Source organism: uncultured Candidatus Kuenenia sp. (assembly GCF_900696675.1).
Taxonomy (GTDB): domain Bacteria; phylum Planctomycetota; class Brocadiia; order Brocadiales; family Brocadiaceae; genus Kuenenia; species Kuenenia stuttgartiensis_A.
Window position 1 is genome coordinate 1 of the sequence record NZ_CAADGZ010000175.1, and the last position, 5,712, is coordinate 5,712.

Here is a 5,712-nt window from a genome sequence, read left to right on the forward strand (position 1 = left end):
TTAAAAACAAATGTTTAAGTTTTTTCAAAAATATTAACGAGTATACAGATGAATTGTCTACTCTTTTAACTGAAAATTTTCAAATTATTGGCGAGCAAATTTCGAAAACCTGATTTGTTTGACTATATCTCTATTGTCTCGCTAAACGCCGCTATTTTATCTAACGATGGCTTCCCGTACAAATTTTCAATATCTTTCATTTCTTCCTTTGAAATCAAAGGTATATTTTTAAGAAATATCTCCACAATTTCTTCGTGCAAAACCTCTCTTACCGCTTCTTTAATAAGTTTATAAAGTTCTTCTTTTTCTGTAATAACTTTCATGAAGCTAATCCTCCCGTTAATCTTATTTAATTTTATCTTGGAAAAAGGAGACACATCCCACTTATTGAGAATTCATGGGACGCCATACTTAATTTTGGAGATGCTTCTTTTCCTTTTGAGACCTCTTTGGGCCAGGTTTTTGCTTATGGAGTATTCTTCCAGGAGCATTTTCAAGCTGGACTAAAAAACTGTCAGCGCCAGGAGGTCTTCCGGTTCGCCCATGACATCGAACCTCTTCGACTTCTTCTTCCGATAGACCGCTGGTAAGAAAATCGTCCCACTTGCCAAACATCTCAAGCAACGACTCTACATGCACAAGACGGTCGTCTCCCCCAGCAAGGGTGGTACAGGCATTCCTGCCTGTATTCCGCACAGGCAAAATGCCTGTGCCACGGCTAAGCACAAATGGGTTTTGTCTATTGGGAAAGAGGCAAAACGTCCTTACCGCAGGCGTCCTCTCCAGCCTTCCCGGAAGTTTACGCGACGTGTGTAGCGTCGATGCACTTATCCAATCGCCTGACTAAGCCCATTTTCAGAGGGCGGAACCGCAATCAGGTGTAAATGGTTTGGCGGCAAGCAATATGCCCATATTTCAATGTCCCAGCGCCTACACCACTGAGACCTCAAGTCTATGTAGCCTCACAATCCTAGTCGCAGAAGAATGCCTGCAAACGTCGATTTCCTCGTTGAGTAATTATGATGTGACGTTTCCGGAACTACCACATGCGCAATTCTGGACATGAACACCTCTTAACTATTTTAATAATGAAGTCAATAATTATGTATGATGTCCCCAGAACTATCAGTCAATTGACGCCTCACTATATTTTGATTAAAGAAAAGTGGATTATGGAAAATAACGATAAATATAGCCAAACAAATATGATTTTAGAGATTTGGCGATAAAATGGCTTTCTAAAAAACAGATTTATTTGACTAGGCATATTATCAAACACACCCCTAAATCCCCTCTTGATAGAGGGGACTTCTTATCTCCCCTCTAAAAAGAGGGGCCGGGGGTGTGTATATTTTTCGAAAACCTTATTTGTTTGACTATATCTTTACGATGTAATACACGCATAAAAACCAGTGTATTATTATTCAATCTAACTCCTATTCTATATTCCCCAATACGAATCCGGTAATATGGTTTGTTATTTTTTAACTTTCTTAAATTCTTCACTTTGTCTATATCAGGTAATTTGGGAATATCTTCGAAAACCATAGTTTTAATTTTCTCATAATAATGGGAACCTTTTAGCGCTCCCAAATCCTTTATAAAACTTGATATATACTCCGTCTTCATTTCTTTTCAAGTTCATTTAATGCCTTTTCCAGGCTCATAGACGCTTCATTTTCAACCTCATTCATTGCCAGAACTAATCCTTCATCTTCAACCCAATCAAGAAAACGTTGATAATCATCAAAATCCATAATTATTTTGGTAATGTGCCCTTTAGAATCTGTTATAAATTCTTTTGCAAATGGAAGGGTTTTTGTTTTCATCGTTTTTTCTCCAATAAATTTTTATTACCATCAAGTCAATTAACACTAAGGCAATCATACTTATCAACCCTTGACGAATTCAGGGACGCCATACTCAATTTTGGAGATGCTTCTTTTCCTTTTGAGACCTCTTTGGGCCAGATTCTTGCTTATGGAGTATTCTTCCAGGAGCATTTTCAAGCTGGACTAAAAAACTGTCGGGTGCATTCCCGATTGTTTGTAAGCGTTCATGGAGTCGGGGCAAAACAACCCTGACAGGGTTTGAAACCCTGTCAGGGTTAACACTACTGCAACGTTTCATAAAACATGGCGGAAATCACAAAAAATCGGGAATACACCCAAAACTGTCGGCGCTAAGAGGTCTTCCGGCTCGCTCATGACATCGGGCCTTTTCAACTTCTCCTTCCGATAGACCTCTGGAAAGAAACTCGTCCCACTTGCCAAACATCTCAAACAACGGCTCTACAGGCACAAGACGGTCATCTCTCCCAGCAATGTGCGCGGATGCGCTACCCCATCGGTGCCCCTGCAGTTTCTTAACTAATGTTGCTCTCACCGGATTCAGTTCAGCATAGCGTGCGGCAAGTACAAATGGGTTTTGTCCATTGGGAAAGAGGCAAAACGTTCTTGCCACAGGTGTTCTCTCCAGCCTTCCCAGAAGTTTACGCAACGTGGTAGCGTCGATGCGCTTCTCCAATCGCCTGACTAAGCGTATTTTCAGAGGGCGGAACCGCAATCGGGTGTACATGGTTTGGCAGCAAACAATATGTACATATTTAAATGTCCCAGCGCCTACACCACTGAGGCATCAAGTCTATGTAGCCTCATAATCCTCGTCGCAGAAGAATGTCTGCAAATGTTGTTTTCCTCGTTGAGTAATATGATGTGGCGTTTCCGGAACTACCACACGAGCAATTCTGGATATGAACATCTCCTAACTATTTTAATAATGAAGTCAATAATTATGTATGATGTCCCCAGAACTATCAATTGCACTGGAAACTTTGTTTCCAGTGAGGGTCTGACTTGACAAATTACAAACTGTCTTAACCCTGTGATTTTATTTCCTATCTATCAGCAAACAGGCGAGAAACAGGGGTTTCTCGAACAAACGCATTCCCAAACATATACTTCACTATGTTCAGTACAAGGTTTGGGTACGAGCCGTGTATCGTTTACGCTGAATAGTTACCTTTTTTTAGATGAGGATGGTCTTCGATAATTTCATCAGGAGTTATACCACCGCCTAATTTACAGAGTATATGTTCCACAGCAATACGGGTACCTTTAATTACAGACTTCCCAAACATATCCTTTCATGTAAGTTCATTCCTCACTCCTCTTTTCATTGTTTTCGCTGCGAGGTGAATTTTTCATTTTATGTTAATCCTCTCCTTTGATTTCTTCTATAATTTCTTCAAGGGGTTTTTTGTCGAATATCTTTGTTCTGTCTTTGGTGTAATCTCCATAACCTTTTTCGTATTCCAAAATGAATAGCGTTGCGCCGCTTGCTCCTAAACGTTCAACGAGGGCGTCCCATCCTATCTCTTTAACCTCACTAATTGTCTTCGCCATATTGCATTACCTCCTCCAGAAATTTCAATATACTACAAACCTTCACTCTAAGCATTTCTGAGAATTCTTTGGCTCTTTTTATTATACCATCATCACAGGTAACAAAGTATTCGGCATTCTCATGCTCTGCCATAGCTATGTGCACGGCATCCATCCCCCTCATACCTAAACCAACAATCTCTTTCGCCCTCTCAGCCAGAGATTCAGAAAGCTTTGCATGCGCCTTTGTCATGGCAAGGTATGTCTTAATCCTGATTCGTCTGTCAGGATCAGGCGTCATACCGTTTTCATATTCAAGGGCATCGGAGTTGATACTCGTTATTTTCCCATCTTCAATCCACTTAAGAATAATATAAAAAGCCCTTGCCTCAATCAAAACCCTCTCATTGCCCTGATCATCAAAGGGTCTGTTATACACGCAGTTATCAAAATAAACTTTTATCATACTCCATAATCCAGACTGATTATAAGAGGCTTGCTATTAAAATTTTGGCCCAGGAAGAGCCTTTGTTGAGGATAACCTTTTTTCTTCAACTATAAATATCAATTCTATGTTCACAATCAAGCTTGACGCTTTTGTATTCAAAAGGAAGAGGCCTTTGTTGCTCAAACTTCAGACAGTGTAATTACTCTGCACTTTTTAGATATGCCTACCCTAACCCTGCAGGGGATGTTCTCGGATCTGCCGGAACTGCTGATAGCAAAAACCACATCTCCTTCGCCCGCGAACATTTCAATCGGCATTTCAAGATTGTATGCCTTATCCGGATGCACAGCTTTCATGATTTCTTCATATCATCTTCCAGATATTTCATTATGGCATTTACAAAATAAACAGCATTAGATAAAGTGTCCTGAGCCCTTTCTTTTGAGATTGGTTTAAAGGTCTTGTAGGGGTGCATTCCCGATTTTTTGTGACTTCCGCCATGTTTTAATGAAACGTTGCAGTAGTGTTAACCCTGACAGGGTTTCAAACCCTGTCAGGGTTGTTTTGCCCCGACTCCATGAACGCTTACAAACAATCGGGAATGCACCCAAAACTGTCGGCGCTAAGAGGTCTTCCGGCTCGCTCATGACATCGGTCCTTTTCAACTTCTCCTTCCGATAGACCTCTGGAAAGAAACTCGTCCCACTTGCCAAACATCTCAAGCAACGGCTCTCCATGCACAAGACGATCATCTCTCCCAGCAAGGGTGCATTCCCGATTTTTTGTAAATATAGTCAAAAAAATAAGGTTTTCGGAAGATGAATAATAAAATTTATTGCAAGGGTGGTACAGGCATTCCTGCCTGTATTCCGCACAGGCAAAATGTGCCACTAGGCTAAACACAAATGGGTTTTGTCTATTGGGAAAGAGGCAAAACGTCCTTGCCGCAGGTGGCCTCTCCAGCCTTCCCGGAAATTTACGCGATGTGTGTAGCGTCGATGCGCTTCTCCAATCGCCTGGCTAAGCGCATTTTCAGAGGGCGGAACCTAATCAGGTGTACATGGTTTGGCAGCAAGCAATATGCCCATATTTCAATGTCTGAGCGCCTACACCACTGAAACGTCAAGTCTATGTAGCCTCACAATCCTAGTCGCAGAAGAATGCCTGCATACGTCGACTTCCTCGTTGAGTAATATGTTGTGGCGTTTCCGGAACTACCACACGAGCAATTCCGGACATGAACACCTCTTAACTATTTTAATAATGAAGTCAATAATTATGTATGGTGCCCCGGAACTTGAGCCACACTGACAGGTTCTCTATCTTCTTCGTAACTCACGATTACCCCTCCTGATTCTTCAATCGCATCAACTGGAGGGTCATCACAAAGAACACGTAAAAGAACATCCGCTTCAATATTAGAATGTTCTATAAAAATTTTTTGTCAAATGAGGTTCCGTCTCCGATTACAATACATTTCCCAAAAGCCTTGAGCCATGACAAATGGCAACAACCTCAATAAGTTCCCCTTTAATACGATAAACGATTCTGTAATTCTCATAAATCTTTTCTCGTAAATCTTCATCTCCATACTCAGGAACCATTCGTCCAGACTTGGGAAATTGAGGAATTGATTTAACAATGACATTTACTTTTCTCGCAAAAAGAGCAGCATAATATTTGCGATGTACTCACAAATTTCTTCAAAATCGGAGGCAGCCCGTGGAGACCATTTTATATTGTATGCCATTTAGACACTGTCCAAAAATAATTTGGTATTTTTATTAATTTAGTTAAGTGAAATTGTATAATTCCAATCTGGCAAGACACTGTGTTTGTTTATGTTTATTTCTTTCATTTGGTCATCAGTGATTTTGATTC

At 40.7% G+C, this 5,712-nt stretch carries 8 protein-coding genes and 1 pseudogene; all 9 read right to left on the reverse strand.

Translation table 11 applies throughout. The features are described 5' to 3' along the window. Positions 1–122 precede the first annotated feature (122 nt). The gene (locus QZT26_RS16125) at positions 123–323 is read right to left on the reverse strand and encodes a hypothetical protein (protein ID WP_099325449.1); all 201 of its coding nucleotides are present in this window, start codon (positions 321–323) and stop codon (positions 123–125) included. A gap of 88 nt (positions 324–411) precedes the next feature. Then, positions 412–726, reverse strand: coding sequence for a hypothetical protein (locus tag QZT26_RS16130; RefSeq protein ID WP_205713339.1), 315 nt, complete (start codon positions 724–726; stop codon positions 412–414). Between the two features lie 899 nt (positions 727–1,625). Then, a complete protein-coding gene (locus QZT26_RS16135) occupies positions 1,626–1,829 on the reverse strand; it encodes a hypothetical protein (protein WP_099325447.1) in 204 nt (67 codons plus the stop codon). Positions 1,830–2,145: 316 nt separating this feature from the next. Further along, positions 2,146–2,526: a hypothetical protein gene (locus QZT26_RS16140; RefSeq protein ID WP_295103622.1), complete on the reverse strand. Its 381-nt coding sequence runs from the start codon at positions 2,524–2,526 to the stop codon at positions 2,146–2,148. A gap of 686 nt (positions 2,527–3,212) precedes the next feature. Next, positions 3,213–3,404 carry a hypothetical protein gene (locus QZT26_RS16145; RefSeq protein WP_099325445.1) on the reverse strand — a complete coding sequence of 64 codons (192 nt, stop codon included), beginning with the start codon at positions 3,402–3,404 and terminating at the stop codon, positions 3,213–3,215. Further along, on the reverse strand, positions 3,388–3,849 hold the full coding sequence (locus QZT26_RS16150; protein ID WP_295103625.1) for a PIN domain-containing protein: 462 nt from the start codon (positions 3,847–3,849) through the stop codon (positions 3,388–3,390). Before QZT26_RS16150 ends, QZT26_RS16145 begins: the two co-directional genes overlap by 17 nt. Positions 3,850–4,010: 161 nt before the next feature. Next, positions 4,011–4,187, reverse strand: coding sequence for a hypothetical protein (locus tag QZT26_RS16155; RefSeq protein WP_295103627.1), 177 nt, complete (start codon positions 4,185–4,187; stop codon positions 4,011–4,013). A 229-nt stretch (positions 4,188–4,416) separates the two neighbouring features. Continuing rightward, positions 4,417–4,629: a hypothetical protein gene (locus tag QZT26_RS16160; RefSeq protein ID WP_295103629.1), complete on the reverse strand. Its 213-nt coding sequence runs from the start codon at positions 4,627–4,629 to the stop codon at positions 4,417–4,419. Positions 4,630–5,297: 668 nt separating this feature from the next. Next, positions 5,298–5,504: pseudogene (locus QZT26_RS16165) on the reverse strand (type II toxin-antitoxin system RelE/ParE family toxin); the annotation flags it as partial. Between the last annotated feature and the right edge of the window lie 208 nt (positions 5,505–5,712).